This window comes from Chloroflexota bacterium, assembly GCA_015478725.1.
Classification (GTDB): domain Bacteria; phylum Chloroflexota; class Limnocylindria; order Limnocylindrales; family CSP1-4; genus C-114.
Map to the genome: position 1 here is coordinate 14701 of JADMIG010000029.1, position 16224 is coordinate 30924.

At 69.4% G+C, this 16224-nt stretch carries 15 protein-coding genes; 12 read left to right on the forward strand and 3 right to left on the reverse strand.

Going from position 1 to position 16224, the window contains the following annotated elements:
• Positions 1 to 7: 7 nt before the first annotated feature.
• The 3 genes from IVW53_13110 to IVW53_13120 all read left to right on the forward strand — a co-directional run bounded on the left by IVW53_13110 (position 8) and on the right by IVW53_13120 (position 4719).
• Complete coding sequence (locus IVW53_13110; protein MBF6606506.1) at positions 8 to 3265, forward strand: DUF499 domain-containing protein; 3258 nt, start codon at positions 8 to 10, stop codon at positions 3263 to 3265.
• Between the two features lie 71 nt (positions 3266 to 3336).
• On the forward strand, positions 3337 to 4065 hold the full coding sequence (locus IVW53_13115; GenBank protein MBF6606507.1) for a hypothetical protein: 729 nt from the start codon (positions 3337 to 3339) through the stop codon (positions 4063 to 4065).
• Positions 4066 to 4209: 144 nt separating this feature from the next.
• Complete coding sequence (locus IVW53_13120; GenBank protein MBF6606508.1) at positions 4210 to 4719, forward strand: DUF2321 domain-containing protein; 510 nt, start codon at positions 4210 to 4212, stop codon at positions 4717 to 4719.
• 127 nt (positions 4720 to 4846) lie between these two features.
• Here IVW53_13120 and IVW53_13125 read toward each other — a convergent pair whose 3' ends face one another.
• The gene (locus IVW53_13125) at positions 4847 to 6676 is read right to left on the reverse strand and encodes a putative DNA binding domain-containing protein (protein MBF6606509.1); all 1830 of its coding nucleotides are present in this window, start codon (positions 6674 to 6676) and stop codon (positions 4847 to 4849) included.
• A 153-nt stretch (positions 6677 to 6829) separates the two neighbouring features.
• Between IVW53_13125 and IVW53_13130 the strand changes: the two genes are divergently transcribed.
• From IVW53_13130 to IVW53_13155, 6 genes are all read left to right on the forward strand, one after another.
• Positions 6830 to 7489: a hypothetical protein gene (locus tag IVW53_13130; protein MBF6606510.1), complete on the forward strand. Its 660-nt coding sequence runs from the start codon at positions 6830 to 6832 to the stop codon at positions 7487 to 7489.
• A gap of 203 nt (positions 7490 to 7692) precedes the next feature.
• On the forward strand, positions 7693 to 9897 hold the full coding sequence (locus IVW53_13135; GenBank protein ID MBF6606511.1) for a hypothetical protein: 2205 nt from the start codon (positions 7693 to 7695) through the stop codon (positions 9895 to 9897).
• Entirely contained in the window at positions 9894 to 10271 is a 378-nt protein-coding gene (locus IVW53_13140; GenBank protein MBF6606512.1) for a hypothetical protein, read from the forward strand. The genes IVW53_13135 and IVW53_13140 overlap by 4 nt, the downstream gene beginning before the upstream one ends.
• A 167-nt stretch (positions 10272 to 10438) precedes the next feature.
• Positions 10439 to 11368, forward strand: a complete 930-nt coding sequence (locus tag IVW53_13145) for a hypothetical protein (protein ID MBF6606513.1) — start codon at positions 10439 to 10441, stop codon at positions 11366 to 11368.
• Positions 11369 to 11600: 232 nt separating this feature from the next.
• Positions 11601 to 11993, forward strand: coding sequence for a hypothetical protein (locus IVW53_13150; GenBank protein ID MBF6606514.1), 393 nt, complete (start codon positions 11601 to 11603; stop codon positions 11991 to 11993).
• Complete coding sequence (locus tag IVW53_13155) at positions 11990 to 13507, forward strand: recombinase family protein (protein ID MBF6606515.1); 1518 nt, start codon at positions 11990 to 11992, stop codon at positions 13505 to 13507. The genes IVW53_13150 and IVW53_13155 overlap by 4 nt, the downstream gene beginning before the upstream one ends.
• On the opposite strand, the gene IVW53_13160 is transcribed toward IVW53_13155, so the two are convergent.
• A complete protein-coding gene (locus IVW53_13160; protein MBF6606516.1) occupies positions 13499 to 13921 on the reverse strand; it encodes a type II toxin-antitoxin system VapC family toxin in 423 nt (140 codons plus the stop codon). The two genes, IVW53_13155 and IVW53_13160, sit on opposite strands and share 9 nt — an antisense overlap.
• Positions 13912 to 14160, reverse strand: coding sequence for an AbrB/MazE/SpoVT family DNA-binding domain-containing protein (locus tag IVW53_13165; protein MBF6606517.1), 249 nt, complete (start codon positions 14158 to 14160; stop codon positions 13912 to 13914). The genes IVW53_13160 and IVW53_13165 overlap by 10 nt, the downstream gene beginning before the upstream one ends.
• 216 nt (positions 14161 to 14376) lie before the next feature.
• Here IVW53_13165 and IVW53_13170 point away from each other — a divergent pair, with 216 nt between their 5' ends.
• From IVW53_13170 to IVW53_13180, 3 genes are all read left to right on the forward strand, one after another.
• Positions 14377 to 14637, forward strand: coding sequence for a hypothetical protein (locus tag IVW53_13170; protein MBF6606518.1), 261 nt, complete (start codon positions 14377 to 14379; stop codon positions 14635 to 14637).
• A 238-nt stretch (positions 14638 to 14875) separates the two neighbouring features.
• Positions 14876 to 15655, forward strand: coding sequence for a methyltransferase domain-containing protein (locus IVW53_13175; protein ID MBF6606519.1), 780 nt, complete (start codon positions 14876 to 14878; stop codon positions 15653 to 15655).
• Between the two features lie 52 nt (positions 15656 to 15707).
• Positions 15708 to 16112, forward strand: a complete 405-nt coding sequence (locus IVW53_13180) for a cupin domain-containing protein (GenBank protein MBF6606520.1) — start codon at positions 15708 to 15710, stop codon at positions 16110 to 16112.
• Positions 16113 to 16224 lie beyond the last annotated feature (112 nt).

Genomic DNA, 16224 nt, shown 5'->3' on the forward strand with positions numbered 1-16224 from the left:
ACCCACGATGGCGCTGTCGAACAAGGAGCGGATCGGGCGGATGCTCGACGGACTCGCGGCTGGGCTGAAGCCGGTCGTCGAGCAGGCCTTCACGAAGGCCTACGGCTCTGCGTGGGTCTCGACCGTCGAGGCGGCGAAGGGACCGGGTGCTGGCTCCTCCGACCCCAACGACCCTCAGTTCCTTCTCAACGCCATCTGGTTCCATTGGCAGGACACGCTGGGTAAGACGCTCGGCATGGCCGAGAAGAACTACGTTGCTGAGCTGCGCTTGACCCGCAACCGCTGGGCCCATCCGGGCGAGAAGCCGTTCACGGGAGACGATGTCTATCGCGCCTACGACACCGCCGAGCGCCTCCTCCGCTCGGTCGCCGCACCCCAGGCCGACGAGCTCGCGAGGACGAAGGCGACGATCCTCATGGAGAACGCTGTCTCCCAGGCGAAGGAGAAGCAGAAGGCGACCACGGCCGCTCCGGTCGCCGCGGAACCACTCAAGGGACTCGCGGGGTGGCGGAGCCTCGCCACCCCACATCCGGATGTCGCCGCCGGCCGGTATCGCCAGGCGGAGTTCGCCGCGGACCTCGCCCAGGTCGCGCGTGGCGAAGGTGCCAAGGAATACGTCGATCCCCGCGAGTTCTTTGCGCGGACGTATCTCACCGAGGGTCTCCGGCTCCTGCTGACCGGCGCGCTTCGGCGATTGACCGGGACGGGTGGTGAGTCGGTCGTCGACCTCCAGACGACGTTTGGCGGCGGCAAGACGCACTCGATGCTGGCGCTCTGGCACCTGGTTGACCCGGCGACTCCGATCACGAGCCTGCCGGGGCTCGAGGGCGTGATCACGGAGGCGAAGGTCTCGGCGCTCCCGAAGGTGACCCGTGCAGCGATCGTCGGAACGGCGCTCTCGCCGATCACCCCGCGGGTCGTCGAGGGGACGGAGATCCGCACGCTTTGGGGTGAGCTCGCATGGCGCCTCGGGGGCGCGGCTGCGTTTGCGACCGTCGCGGATGCCGATCGCACCGGTGTTCCACCTGGCGCTGATGCTCTCCGCTCGCTCCTCGCGGCCCATGCACCCGTAGTCGTCCTCATCGACGAATGGGTCACGTACGCCCGGCTCCAGTGGGGCAAGGACGACCTTCCGGGCGGCACCTTCGACGCTGCCTTGTCGTTCGCTCAGCAGCTGACCGGCGCGGTCGATCAGGTCCCGGGCGCGCTCCTGGTCGTGTCTCTCCCGTCGTCGGCGATCGAGGTCGGCGGCGAGGGTGGCCAGAAGGCACTCGCCTCGCTCAAGCACGTCGTCCACCGGGTGGACGCGCCGTGGCGCCCTGCTGCGGCCCAGGAGTCCTTCGAGATCGTCCGGCGGCGTCTCTTCGAGCCGCTGACAACCGAGGCGATCAAGGGCCGCGACGAGGTCGTCCAGCGATTCGGCGAGCTGTACGCCCAACACCAAGGCAGCTTCCCCGCGGAAACGAAGGAGAAGGCGTACCTCGAGCGCCTGCGGACCTGCTACCCGATCCACCCCGAGCTCTTCGACCGGCTCTTCGACGACTGGTCGACGCTCGAGCGATTCCAGCGGACCCGCGGCGTGCTGAAGTTGATGGCAGCGGTTGTCCACGCTCTGTGGGAGAAGCAAGACGGGAATCTGCTCATCTGGCCGGCCTCCATCCCGCTCGATGACACGATGGTCCTCCCGCAGCTGACGCAGTACCTCGACGATAGCTGGCAGCCGATCATCGAGACCGACGTCGACGGAACCTCATCGCTGCCGCTCCGGCTCGATCGGGAGAACGCAGGGACGTACGGTCGGTACTCGGCCGCCCGTCGAGTGGCACGCACCGTCTTCCTCGGCTCGGCGCCGCTGCCGGCTGCCGCGAACCGTGGCATCGACGATCGACGGATCCTCTTGGGCTCGGTCCAGCCGGGCGAAACGCCAGCGACCTTCGGCGACGCGCTCCGCAAGCTCGCTGGCCAGGCGACCTATCTCTATGAGCACAGCGGTCGCTACTGGTACGCGACCCAGCCGTCGGTCAACCAGCTCGCCCGCGACCGGGCGGAGCAGCAGGCCGACGACCGGGTCGATATGGAGATCGAGCGCCGGCTCAAGGGAGCCCTCGCCGACCGGGGCCCGTTCGCCCGCGTCCATCCGTCACCGAAGTCGGGGTCGGACGTGCCCGATGAAGACGAGGTCGCGCTCGTCGCGCTTGGGCCCGGTTATCCGCACGACGCCAAAGCCGCAACGTCGAAGGCCACCGCTGCAGCCGGCGAGATCCTAGCCTCCCGAGGAGCCGGCGCCCGCACGAACCAGAACATGCTCGTCTTCCTCGTGGCCGACCACCTCCGGCTCGCCGAGCTGACAACGGCGGTTCGCGAGTACCTCGCCTGGAGCTCGATCGTCGACGACGGCGAGGCCGGCCGCCTCAACCTCGACGCGTTCCAGCGCAACCAGGCCAAGTCGCAGCGCGATGGTGCCGATGAGAGCTCCCGCGCCCGGATCCCCGAGACCTACCAGTGGCTCCTCGTACCGGAGCAGGCTGACCCGCTGGCGAGGGTGGCGGTGCGCCCAGTCAAGGTGTCCGGATCGGACCCCCTGGCCGTCCGCGCCGGCGCCAAGCTCCGAAACGAGGAGCACCTGATCACCAAGTTCGGCGGCGTGAACCTCCGGCTCGTGCTCGACGGCGCGCTCAAGGAGAGGTGGACCGCCGACCACGCTTTCGGCCTGAAGCAGCTGTGGAGCTGGTTCGCCCAGTACCTGTACCTGCCTCGCCTGAGGGACATCTCCGTCCTCGAGGGTGCCGTGCGCGACGGCTCGTCGAGCCTCCTGTGGCGGTCGGAGACTTTCGCCTACGCGGCCGCTCGGGAGGCCCCCGGTGAGTACCGCGGGATTGTCGCCGGACGCCTCGCCGATACGCCGGTCACCTCCACGAGCCTCATCGTCGACGGCTCGGTCCTACCGGACCCTTTGCCGGGGGTCGAACCCCCGAAGCCGCCGCCGCCGGGCCCCGGGCCGGGCCCCGAACCCGTCCGGCGTGTCAGGCGATTCCATGGTGAGGTGAGCCTCGGCGACCCGCGGCGCCCCATCCCTGAGCTCACGAAGATCGTCGACGAGGTCATCGACCGGCTCGCCCAGCAGACCGATGTACGTCTCCACGTCACCCTCCACGTCGAGGCGGAGCACTCGGCTGCCGACGGCTTCGCCGACGACACGGTCCGCACCATCTCCGAGAACGCGAAGACGCTCCGCTTCAGGGACTTCGGCTGGGAGAAGGAGTAGGCGCGCGGGCTCACCCACGATGCGGACATCGTTGCGACGCTGCTGACTCGAATTCGCGAGCCCTTGCTCGCGTGCTACGGTTTCCGGGATCTGTGGGGAAACGTGTGCAGGCTGAAGTGAAACGTGCAATGGCCCGCATGAGGCGGAGTCCGTGGGCTATCGCGGTCATCGCCTTGGGCTCTGGGGTCCTCCTTGCCCTGCCCGTCGTCTTGGACAGGGACTTCTATCGGGCGCTCGTCGCGACCTACATCGGCGCAGCGCTCGGGTTTCTGATCGCGATCTACATCGACCGGCTCCAGCGATCCGAGGATGACGTGGTCCGGCGATCCCTCGACACCGCCTCCGAGCAGCGGGCTCGGCAGCGAGATGCGGACGTGGCCAGAGCGCGGCGCGTGGCCGTTCTGTCTCTGCTCAGGACCGAGCTCGGCCGCGTGCCCAACCAGATGAGCACCGCTGACCGACAGGCCCGCAACTTCGCTCCAAATGACCTGATGACGGACATCCTTTGGCGGTCGTTGTCGGCGTCCGGTGAGCTGCGATGGATTGAGGATCTCGACCTCTTGCGCCAGATCGCCTCTTCGTACGACCTGCTGGCCGTCGAGATTGACCTGGAGCGGCGATGGCTCGAGGCCCGGGCCGTGGCCGGCAGTGGCAAGGTCGTGTCAGAGGACTACATCGCGAACCAGCTCAGGCTCCACGATCGCGACCTGTGGTCCCGTGCATGCGGCGCTTGCAAGGCGATGGATAGTGCGCTCGTTGCCGATGGCGCAGAGGCCGGCGGCCAGATGTTCTGCCCCTGAGCCACGGATGTGATGGACCCAGCCCGGGATCTTCTGCGTGTGACTCGGTCTGCGGCATGATCCCGCCCATAGTCGCGGACGTTGCCGGCTCGCTGAGCAGGTCGGCGGTCACGGCGACATCGGCTCGGGCAGCAGCCATCGGGGGTGAAAGAGAGAAACGAAATGCCGATCAACCCATTTCAGACTGGCTACGACGAAGGCGAAGCCTGCGAAAACGGGCACAGGATCAACGGTGATGTTATCGGCAGCCCCGAGGACTCGTCGTCGTTCTGCCCTGAATGCGGCGCTGCAACGATTCGTGGCTGCCACCAGTGCGGCGCGACACTTCGCGGGTATATGCGCGGCGTCGTGACGGGCGACTGGACGCTCGAGGCCTATTGCCGCGATTGCGGAAAGCCTTATCACTGGACCGAGGCCAGCATCCAAGCCGCAAAGGACCTGCTCGAACTCGAAGCGTCGCTCAGCTCCGAGGACCGCGAACTTCTGGCGACCAACCTGGACGCAGTCACCCGCGACACGCCGCAGACGGCGGTCGCCGCGAAGCGGATCAAGCTTGTCCTGGCCAAGGTGCCCGGCCAAGCCGCCACCGCCGTGCGGGACATCATCCTAGGCGTCGCCACCGAGGCCGCGAAGAGCGCGATCCTAGGTCGCTGAGGATCGGCCCCGACGGGCTACAGCCTGTTCTTGGGACGCACCGATCCTATGTGGTCATGGTGTTGGCGAACCTCGTCGCCGACGAGTTCCCCCCCGTCGCTTGACCGGCGCCGGGGCAGGAAGGACTTCAGATCACCCGCACCCGGGTCTCAGCGGCTAGCCGCGACGATTGTTCTTCCGCCGGGGCCGCATCGATATCGAGGACGAGTTGCTCGACCTCTGCGTCGCGGCCCGGCTCGGATCGCGGCCGCCGCGACTCGTCTGGACGGACCTGTGGGCCCGGACCGTATCGGATGCCTGGGCCACCACGACCTTGATCGAGCTTCACGAGTACACCGCGCAGCTGCAGGGCGCGAAGCAGGTCACGGGCACCGGCAACGTCTAGATCGAAAAGCCGCCTCAGCGTCTGATTGGTGACGTGCCCGTACTCACGGACGTGATCGGCAATCTTCCGTTCCGTCTCGTCGACCCGCCGCACGTGGTACTTAACGGCTCGACCGAGGCTGGCGAGTGAGCGACCAGTCAGGACATATGTCGGGAGCACGCGGGAGGCGGTACGCCTGGTTGGCTCGACCAGCCCAGCGTGCGCCATGCGTTCCAGGACACTCTGTGCCTCGCTGGGTGAACGCTGCACCAGTCGAGCCAGAGTAGTGGCCCCGACACGACGCGCATCCCGCAGATGCGACAGGGCTAGGAGGATGTCAACGTCGCCGGCTAGTTCAGGGTCAAGCTCGGCTACGAATCGTGCGAATGCGTCGTTACCAGTCCCGCCCGGGACGAGCACTCGGACTCGGTCGCCATCGTCCGAGATCGCGGGCGGCTCCTTCCCAGTCCGCAGCAGCGCGCGGTATGCGCGATCGATCCCTTGCCCCGTTCGCTCCGCAACCTGCAGCGCTGTCACGGTCTCGAGCAGCAGTCGGTTCCGGGGGGTCGAGGGGTGAGTCAGGATGTTTTCGGGCGTAATGCCAAATACGAGTCCGCCGGGACTTGTCACCGCAAGCGAGTCGGGTGAGTGCTCGATCTCTACCGCTCCGTTGAGTTCGTAGTCGCGGTGGACGAGGGCGTTGACAACGAGCTCCCGTATCGCCTCCGCGGGGTAATCCTGGATCTGAATCTGGACGCCGCCCGATGCGCTGAGCGGATGCACGCGGCTGCGGACGGCAACCGCATCAAGCAGCGACTCGACGGCCGCTAGGATCGGGCGATTGGAGCGGAAGCGTGCCGAGGATTCGCTTCCGGGGCTCGACCGGTACTGGTAGGCGAAGCCGTGGTTCGGAATGGTCGCTGCGATGGCGTCGGGCTCGCCGAGGATCAGGAGGCCAGCCCGCGTCAGCTTTCCGCGACTGTTCATGAGGCGAAGGTCGCGGATCAGCTTGCGCTCCTCAGTCCGAGCGAAGTCTTCGCGGCCAGCAAGCACGAGGAGCCGCCGCACCCGGGCAACCTCATCGACTGCCAAGGCTTCTGGCCCTACATCGCTGGACTCGGCCGACCAGTCCGACTGTCCCCGGGCAGCCATCGCCTGTCGCTGCTCCTCGGGCGGGAACGGCCGACATTCGCTGCCCACTCGACGCGTGGCCGTCCCGGCTGTGTTTGCGTAGAAGACCGCACCCTTCGGCACGGTGATTTCGATGAGGCGCGCTGGCCCTTGCAAGAACTCATACACGGGCACTGATAGCGACGGTCGCGTCCGATCGAAGATCCCGCGTCGGATGGTGTCGATAGTGAGTTTGGTCGAGACTCCTCGAAAGGCATCAACGCCTGCGCGCCCGTTCGCGACGCCGAAGACGAGCGTCCCGCCCTCGGCATTGGCGAGGCACACGACAGCGTCCGCCAGTGTCTCGAGGGACCTTCTTGGGTCGGCCGACGCCTCCTCCTTGAACTCGAGCGCGTCCGACTCGAAGTCTCGAGGGAGGGCGCCATTCCGGACGCGCTCCAGAACCTCTGATAGGGGAGTCACGAGGTGAGTCTGCGACGAAACTGCGCGACCGTCAAGACTCGACAGCTTCTCAGTTTCTCGCAGTTGGGGGCGAGCCGGCGGCCCTGAGGCTCCCGAGCCGGGATGACGCGCCCTGACGATCCACAAAGCCGGCCAGTCCCGTAGATTCAGCAAGTGAGCGAGGGAGCACGACCGCCGACGAGTCCACCCCCCGTTCGACCGCCAGGCGACCGCGAGCAGGCGATCCTCGACCTCGCGCGCCGCCTCGTGCTGGAGCACCCAGGTTCGGTCGAGAACGGCGAGGAGGTCGGTCTCTGGTACAAGATGCGCGGCGCGCCGGAGGTGATCCGCCGCGAGTTCCTCAAGGTCACCGGCCGCGAACACCTTCTTGACGAGCGGAGCGGCCGCGAGGTCGAGCTTCACCTACCGAGCGGCGACGAGAAACTCTTCAGCCTGACGATCTGGTTCCGAAACGGCGATCGACTCCGCGACTTCGTCGCGTGCGCCGACCTTGGTGGCTTCTTTCGCCCGATGCTCTCCATGGTCGCTGCGACGCTCCCGAGTCGCCGGAAACGCCGTGTTCGGCGCCGGCCACGGGAGGCGTCCACCGTTGCCCGCGTCTTGGCCATCCACTACCTGAGCCGTCGAGGCGGTGGCGAGCGAACCCTTGAGCAGGCCGCGGAGCTCTATCGAGCCTCGCTCGACGATGCCCTGACACGGAACCGGCGAGCCGGCCGCCGCCAACCGAGGGGCTGGCGGACATTGCCGGACGGGTGGCGAGCCGAGCGGAGCCGCGTCCTGACAGAGCTTTGGGAGGACCTTGGGCCCCTGTAGCCGTTAGCGCGCCAATCGCCAGTAGTGGCCCTTCGTACGGTGGTGGGGATATGACCGACACCCCCACTGGAAGGCTCGACCGATCTTCGCCCGAGCGCCCGTCGCCTCGGGCCGACGATCCGGGTGGACCGATGACCGCAGTGCGACTGGCTGGCGGCCACACGAGAGCCCCCGGTCTAGCCCCACGCCGGGATCACACTGGTGTGACGCGCTACCCGATCCGCGACGCGACGGGCGAGCCGGTGGCCATCCATTGCCGGCAGGACGGACCGGACGGCAAGCGCATGTGGTGGGAGCAGCCGGACGGGACGCCCGGACTCGGCGGGCTCTCGGCCGCCGATCTGCCGCTCTATGGCATCGAACGGCTGGACGGCTCGCCCACCGTGATCCTGGTCGAGGGCGAGAAGGCCGCCGACGCGCTGCTCTCGATCGGGGTCCAGGCCGTCGGCACCGTCACCGGGGCCAGCGGGACGCCGGGCGCCATCCCGCTCGCCGAGCTGACCGGGTTAAGGGTCCGTCCATGGCCAGACAACGATGACGTCGGCCACAAGCACATGCAGCGGATCGGCGGTGCGTTGGTCGGCATCGCCGCCGACGTGTCGATCATCGACTGGCCCGACGCCCCTGAGCACGGCGATGCGGCGGACTTTCTCGCCGCTGGCGGGACCCGGGAGGACGTGGAAGCGCTCGTCGACGGTGCGCGCGCGCTGCCGGCCGCTGCCGGCCCCGGACCCGCCCCTGCCGGGTCGGAGCCTGCCTCCGCCAAGCCGACGAAGCGGTCGGCGGCCGACCTCATCGTCGAGCTCGCGATGGACCGGTACGACCTCGCCCGGGCCGAGGATGGCGAGCCGTTCGCGGTCGAGCGCGCCGGGCCCAACGTCGCCCGGATGTTCCGCGGCGGCCGGGCATCGCTCCGAGCGACCCTGGCCGCGATCTTCGCTGACCAGTTCGGCAAGGTCCCGCCGGCCCAGGCACTCGTCGATGCGTTGGCCGTCCTCGAGGGACGCGCGCTCGGCCTGCCGCGGCGGACGCTGCTGCTGCGATCGGGGCGGCTCGACGACGGCTCGGTCGTCATCGACCTGGGTGACGAGTCCGGCCGGGCGATCGTCGTCGGGCCCGATGGTCGGCGCATCCTCGATCGATCGCCCGTCACATTCCGGCGTTCCGAGCTCATCTCTCCGCTGCCCGAGCCGACATCGGGCGATCTGTCCGACCTGACGAAGCTCCTCAACGTCGCGCCCGATGACCGCTCCCTCGTCCTCGCCCACCAGGTCGGCGCACTGCTCGGCATCCCCGTCCCGATCATCCTCTTCCGGGGTCCGGCCGGTGCCGCGAAGACGTCAGCCGCCCGAGCGCTCGCCCGGACCATCGACCCCAGCCCGGCACCGGTCCGGTCCGTTCCGAAGGACCCGGAAGGCTGGGCAGTCACGGCAGGCGGATCGTACGTCGTGGTGCTCGACAACATCGACACGATCCCGGGCTGGTTGAGCGACGCGCTCTGTCGGGCGGTGACCGGGGAGGGCTATCTGCGGCGGGCACTCTACACCGACTCCGCGATCAGCGTCGTCGCCTTCCGCCGGGCGATCATCCTGACCGGGATCGACCCGGGCGCGATGCGGGGCGACCTCGCCGATCGGCTCCTGGCAATCGACCTCACCCAGATCGACGAGCGTCATCGGCAGGATGACGACGAAGTGGAGGCCGCATTCCGGGCCGCCCATCCCGCGATCCTCGGCGCCGTCCTCCATCTCACATCGGCGGTCCTGCGCACCCTGCCGACTATCAAGCTGGCGCGCCGGCCGCGGATGGCCGACTACGGTCGGGTCCTCGCGGCCGTCGACGCCATCCTCGGGACGAACGGGCTCGACCGCTACATGGCGCAGCGCGGCGAGCTCCAGCGCGAGGCCGCCGAGGGTGACCGGATTGGCGCGGCGGTCATCACCTGGATGGTGCACCGCTCGACCTGGACCGGGACGGCAGCCGAGCTCCTCGAGGCGATCACGCCCGAGCGCCGGCCGAAGGGCTGGCCGACGACCCCGCGCGGACTGTCGGGCGCGCTCCGTCGCGTGGCCCAGCCGCTCGATGCCGCCGGCGTCCGCGTGACCTTCCCAGGTCAGGTCGGCCACGAGAAGCGGCGGGTTATCAGCCTAGAAAGGGTGGGCGAGCAACCGTCCGCACCGTCCGCAGACCCCGCTCTGAACGTGAATCGCGCGGACGGTGCGGACGGTGCGGACGATGCGGACGGTGCGGACGGTCGATCCGCCACTGTTCTGGGGCAGGATGACGCCCCGGCTGCCGCCCGGGACCCGAACGTCACCGAGGATGACCCGCAGTCCACGTTGTGGTCGACCGCCCCGCTCCGGGAGCCTGACGCCATCGAGTCGGCCGCGTGGGGGACCATCGGATGACGCCGGCCGAGCTGCTCTGGTCGCTCCGCCGGCGCGGCATCCTCGTCGTGCCGGCCGGCGACGGTCGCCTCCGCTACCGCCCGCGGGAGGCGCTGTCGGGTGCCGAGCACGCGGTCCTCGCCCGCCACCGCGACGCGATCCTCGCCCTGTTCGACGCCGACCCGATTGGCTGGCGGGCCGCCGTCATGGCCGCCCAGGTGCCGCGGACCGGCGCCATCCCCCTCCTCCTCGCTCGGCCGGGGATCCGGTTCCCAGCCGGGTCTTGCTGCTCGTGCGGCGATCCGCGGCCGACCGACCGGTACCGCTGCGCCCCCTGTGCGGCGGCCGCCGTCCGGGCCCTCGCAACCGTCCCGGCTGCCGGGATCTCGGCGTGAGCGTCGACGTGGCGGAGCCACTCGGGACGCGCGCCTTGACCCGCGCAGTGAGCGCCGCGACGCCGCACGTCTGCATCGACGGGTCCCACTGCCCGGGCGACCACCGCTGCACGGTCAACCCCACCTGTCCGTGCGACGCGTGTGTCTGGTCCAAGCATAACGATGGCATGCCTCTCCAATACGTCGCGTCGCGGCGGGGCAGGCGCGGCCACCCGGTCTCCCCCGACCGGATCGGGCGGATGTCGGACATCGTCGAGGTGATCGACGAGCAGACGCTCGCGATCACCGCCCGACACCTGTTCTACCTGCTGACGATGCGGCCGGACGCCCGCCAGCCCATCCCCAAGACGAACCAGGCGTACGAGCGCGTCCTGATCGACCTGCTCGCCCTCCGCCGGTCCGGGGACGTTGCCTGGTCCGCGATCACCGACGGCACGCGGACGAAGACGCGCTGGGTCGGCTACGGCGACCTCGCCGAGGCCGCCGAGCAGTGGCAGCGCTCCTGCCGCCGCGACATCTGGCGGAACGCCCCGGCCACGTGCGAAGTGTGGAGCGAGTCGCGCGGCCTGCTCGGCACGATCAACCAGATCGCCGGCGAATACGGCGTACCGACGCTCGGCGTGGGCGGCTTCAACTCCGCGACGATCGGCTGGGAGACGGCGCAGGACGTGAAGCGGGCGATCGCCCGTGGCCAGGAGTTCTCCATCTTCCACTTCGGCGACCTCGATCCATCCGGCCAGGCCGTCGGGGCGAGCGCGGAGCGGGAGATCCGGTCCCACCTGACCGGCACCGAGCAGGAGTCCTTCCACTTCGAGGCCCGCGCCCTGACCGCGGAGCAGGTCCGCGAGTACGACCTGCCGTCGGCTCCGGTCAAGCTCAACGCGAAGACGGGCAAGCCGCGGGGCGGCCACGCCGACTCCTGGGATGGCGGCACGACCGAACTCGACGCCCTCCCCCCGGTCATCCTTCAGGAGCTCGTGCGGGACGCGATCGAGTCGCTCATCGACGACGACGACCTCGCCGCGACCCGCCTCGCCGAGCAGTCCGAGCGGGACATCCTGGGCACGATCGCCGCGACGATGGGCAAGGCGTCATGACCGCCCGCCGGGTCCGTCCTGCGCCGCCGGTCCACCTCGTGCCCCTGGGCGAGCCCCTGCCGTCTTGGTCGCGGGCCGACCTGCGCACCTGTTCGACGCGCTGCCACGTGGCGGCCTGGCGCGCCCACAGGCGGGCGAACGCCAATGCCCTGGTCCATGACGGCACCCCCGGCATGATGGGCCCGTCGCGGGCCATCGGAGCCGTTACGTCGGCATCGGAGCCGAGGGCGGCATGAGCACCCGTGCGACGGCACAGCGGACTCGCCCGCCGGGCAACCAGCTGGCGCTCTTCGAGCCGCCGTCGGACGAGCCGCGGACCTCTGTGAGCCCGGCGAGGGCTCGGACCGACGAGGCGCTCGTTCCGGCCGACGGCCGCGTGTCCGGGCGTGCCGTCGCCGGGCGAACGACAGCCCAACTCCCCCGGCGAGGCCGCGGCTCACCGGGTGGGGTCGCCGGATCGGCACCCGCCTACGACCCGCTCGTGGCGGCCCTCGCCCAGCTCGTCCGCGACCGCTGGGCGGCCGAGCAGGCGGACCGCGAGAAGCCAGTTGCCTTGGGACGCGTTCCGAGCATCATGGTGACCATGGCCAAGCAGCGTTCGACCGTCGAGGAGACCCCGGCATGAGCCTTGCGGGGCGGCCGCACGACCTCCGTGGGCTCCGCGCCGCGCGCTGGGTCAGGGAGAGTTCCGGTCGCCAGCTCGACAAGTACGGCCCGATCGCCCAGCGCGCGATGCAGGACCGCTCGATCGCCGAGCTCGGTCTCGCTGATACGGGGCTCGCCTGGACCGTCGCGAAGAGTGGCTGGTCGGGTCCCGACTCGATGCGCGAGCCGCCCGCGACGACGACCCCCGAGTTCCGATCGATGCTCGCGGCGGCGGAGCGACGCGAGTACGACGTCCTCGTCGTCGGCTACACGAGTCGGTTCATCCGCGACCTCGCCTTGGCGCTCCACTACCGCCGGATCTTCCACCGCGCCGGCGTCGTCATCTATCTGTGCGACGACCGTCTCCTCACCTCGAACGACGACGACTGGGAACGCTTCGTCGACAAGGCCAAGGCGGCCGAGGTCTCGAGCCGGGACCAGAGCAAGAACGTCCGCTCCGGATATGCCGGGAAGATGGCCCGCGACAACGACCCGGGCGGTCATCCGCCGTTCGGCTTCCGGCGGAACGAGGCGAAGCTCATCGAGCCCGACGCCGCCACGGTCCCGGCGGTCCGGCGGATCGTCGAGCGCTCGGCCGCTGGCTCGACAGACCGGGCGGTGGCCGCGGAGCTCGGGCTCAGCCTCTACGTCGTCCGCGGGGTGCTCACCTCGAGCCTGTACATCGGTCGTCTCCGAGACGGGTCTCCCGCGAACTGGGGACCGCTCGTCGAGCTCGCGACGTGGAACCGGGCGCGGGCGCTGCGGGCGGCGCGGGCGACCACGGCCGGGCGTCCGGCCTCACCGCACCGCGCCTACGCCCTCTCGATGCTCCACTGCGCGGCCTGTGGCGACCGCCTCATCGGCGACACCGACTACTACCGCCATCAGGCCGTCTGTGCCGACTTCGCCGCCGCGACGCCGGACTGGCCCGCGGGCTGGCATGGTCGGCGCGACGGCAAGGGCTACCGGCGCCATCTGTACGAGGCGGTGATCGCCAAGGTCCTGGAGCGGGTGTCCCTGGGCGCCGAGACGCTCACCCGGGTGGTCGGGCTCGTGACGGCCCCACCGTCCGCACCCGACCGGCTCGCGGTCGCGCGCATCGAGCGGGAACGCGATGCGGCGCTGGCACGCTACCGGCGGGACCGCGACAGCGGCACCCTCGACCGGACGATGGCCCGCCTCGACGCCGAGGAGCGGGAGGCTCGCGCGGTTCATCAGGCAGCCGGTGTTCCCGCCGACGTGGCCGTCCGCTACCTCCGCGAGCTGGCCACCACGTGGCGGAAGGCTGAGGGAGGACCGGGACGACGGATGCTCGCGGAGGCGCTCTTCGAGCGGATCGACGCACGAGGCTTCCGGGAGGCGACGCTTCGGCTCACCGACACCGCGATCGCGCACGGCTTCGCGGCGGTCATCCCGGAGCGGCTCGAACTCACTGTTGGCTATGGTCGGGGCGAGAGGACTTGCCCCGACCAAACCGGGCGGCGCCTACGCTGACCCTTGCCCGGGCGAGATCACGTCAACGACGATCCCGAGGATCGGCCATCCGGCGTCCGTGGTGATGATCCTGTCGGCCCCCAGCACCAGCGCTGTGGCGACGACGAGGGCATCGGGAAGGCGCAACGCTCGCCCGTGCGTAGCCCGCAAGCCGGCGGCAGCGGCGCCGATCGCCCGCGAGGCTGGCTCGACCCGAGCCGGCAGCGCATCGACGAACTGGTCGGTCGTGGCGACCGCCTCCGGACCCCGTCGGGATGGGGAGACGAGGCATTCGGCGTATGCCGAGGCTGGAAGCACAAGCTCGTCACCGCGCTGCCGGGCCGCCGTCAGGGCCTCCCGTGCCTGGGCATGGTGCGGGCCCCCGGCATCGAGGACGGCGATCAGGAGCCCGGCGTCAAGGACGGTCAGTCCCATTCGTCGCGCAGCTCGTCAAGATCACCAGGCTCGAAGACCCCGGTGAGCGCGCCCGCGAACGTCGTCACGGGGTCGGCATCGAGAATCAGAAGGACCTCGCCCGGACCACGCACCTCAGCACGGAGCGCGTCACCCGTGCGCAATCCCGCGCCACGAAGGGTCTCGACCGGGAGCGTCACCTGGTGCTTCGCGCTGACACGCGTGTAACCGCGGCGGCGTTGCTTGACTCGTTCCTTCATAAGTCAAGCATAGCTTTGGAGGATGCAGCTTGGCAATCGCACGACGGGACACCGGCGTGGGTCTGAGCGAGCCGCAGGGCCACCGGATAAAGGTGCGGTCCGGTACAGTCTGATGGAGTTTGGTCGGGGCGAGAGGGATTGCCCCGCGACCACCGACCTTCCGATCACGATGCGGCTGGCCGAGCCTCCGGAGCCCTTCGACTGGTTGCGCAGCGCATGACGCGCCGGCCTCGCTACCGGGCCGAACGCGCCACGGACCGTGAGGTCGGGGTGGTCGCAGCCGTGCTGCTGACCGGGTCGGAGAAGGCAGCCGCCCACCGCCTCGGCCTGGCGCACTCGACCGTGAAGCACCACCTGGCGAATGCGCGGTGCAAGGTGGGAGCCAGGACAACGGCCGAGCTCGTGTGGATCCTCGGTCCCCGTCTGCCGGAGCCCAACGACACGGCGCCGGCCGATGACGTGGTGTCCGGGGAATAGGCTGGGTGCTCGTCGCGGCAGGACGCGGCCTGGTGCGAGGCCCGTCTGTGAAGGCCTCGACCTGGGTGAGATGCTGGCCGTCTTGCGCATTCGCTTCTCGCATGTGTCGCTATGAGGTACGTCCCATGACCCGAACCGGCCGCTTCACGCGCGTGCACGATATCGAGTGCTCCGCGGACGCTAGGCGATGAACGAGATCGACGATCGGGTCAACCGCCACTACGGATGGTCCGGGTTGATGGAGACGATCGAGGAGGAGATCCGCCGGAACGGGATCGACCCGGCTCAGGTGACGGTCGACGAACTGGCCCCGGTCGATAACTACCACTCGCACCGACTGGCCGGCACCCTGGCGTTGGCGCGCGCGGCCTCGATCAGCGCGACAGACAGGGTGCTCGACGTCGGGGGTGGCATCGGCGGTCCGGCCCGCCAGCTCGCGCATCGCTACGGCTGCCGCGTCACGGTGTTGGACCTGACCGCGGAGTACTGCGCCGTGGGCGAGAAGCTGTCTGAGTGGACGAACCTCGATGACAAGGTCTCGTTCGTGTGCGGGAACGCGCTCGCGATGCCCTTTCCTGAAGCCAGCTTCGACGTGGTGTGGACACAACACGCATCGATGAACATCGCCGACAAGGCGGGCCTCTACCGCGAGATGGCCCGGGTCGTCCGAGTCGGCGGCCGGTTGGCGTTCTTCGACATCCTCGCCGGGCCCAACCAGCCGATCCACTTCCCGGTTCCGTGGGCGTCCGACCCGTCCTTCAGCTTCCTGCTGACACCTGAGGAGACCCGCACACTGATCGCGCAGTCGGGCTTCCGCGAGATCGCATGGATGACCGGCGAGGCACTCGACGCGGAGCTCGATCACGTTGACCCGGAGGGGGACAAGCCGTCCTCGCATCCAGCGCTCAACCCCGGTCTCCTGAATGGTCCGGACGGTCCGCAGATGGGGGCGAACGCCGGGCGCAACAGCGACGAAGCGCGGATTCTCGCCGCACTCGGCGTGTACGAGCGCATTTGAGACGCGGCGCGCGACGACGAGCAGCAACAAACGATCGCTGGACGAAGACCACATGGACGACGTCGCCAACGCTGCGTATGTGCTGACACCGGGCCAAGGCAGGTCAATCGACCTCGGCGCCTTCCGGATGTCCGTTAGGGCAACGGGCGAGCAGACGAACGGGGCGCTCTCGCTCCTGGAGGCCGACGAACCGGCCGGCTTCGGGCCACCGATGCATGTCCACCGCGATGCCGCCGAAGCGTTCTACGTGCTCGACGGCGAGTACGTGTGCCCGGCGGGTTCGTTCATCTACATCCCGGCTGGGCTCGCCCACGGGTTCCGGGTAGGCGGCGAGGCCAGCCGGAAGCTCAACATCTACCTGCCCGCAGCGATGGTCGGGTATTTCGATGATCTGGCGTCCGCGACGAGGGCTGGCGAGGTCGACCCAGACCGCCTGTCGGAGATCGCCCGTTCCTGAGGGCTACGTCTAGCGCTAGACCGCCGGCGGAGCCCGACGACATGGCCCAATCGGCCAACTAGACCGAACTTCCAGCGCCCGGCGGGCCTGATCGGGGCCTGTCACGACCCTT